This is a genomic window from Telluria sp. AZSoR62 (genome assembly GCF_058111565.1).
Map to the genome: position 1 here is coordinate 1 of NZ_JBYTST010000248.1, position 292 is coordinate 292.

The 292-nt window shown below is 60.6% G+C and carries 1 protein-coding gene; it reads right to left on the minus strand.

Features of this window, described 5'->3' with window-relative positions:
* Positions 1 to 292 (minus strand): GMP synthase (glutamine-hydrolyzing) (locus AC3XQU_RS23695; RefSeq protein ID WP_489876586.1); only part of this gene is annotated, 292 nt, incomplete at both ends.

Here is a 292-nt window from a genome sequence, read left to right on the forward strand (position 1 = left end):
GACGGCCATCGCCTACAACCCCAACCGATTTCACCGGCTGGAACACCACGAACGCTTGGCTGACTTTGTGGTACCAGTCGGCTTTGCGCAGTTCTTCGATGAAGATGTGGTCGGCGCGACGCAGCAGGTCGGCGTATTCCTTCTTCACTTCACCCAGGATGCGCACACCCAGGCCCGGGCCTGGGAATGGGTGACGGTAGACCATGTCGTACGGCAGGCCGAGTTCCAGGCCCAGACGGCGGACTTCGTCCTTGAACAGTTCGCGCAGCGGCTCTACCAGCTTGAGGTTCAT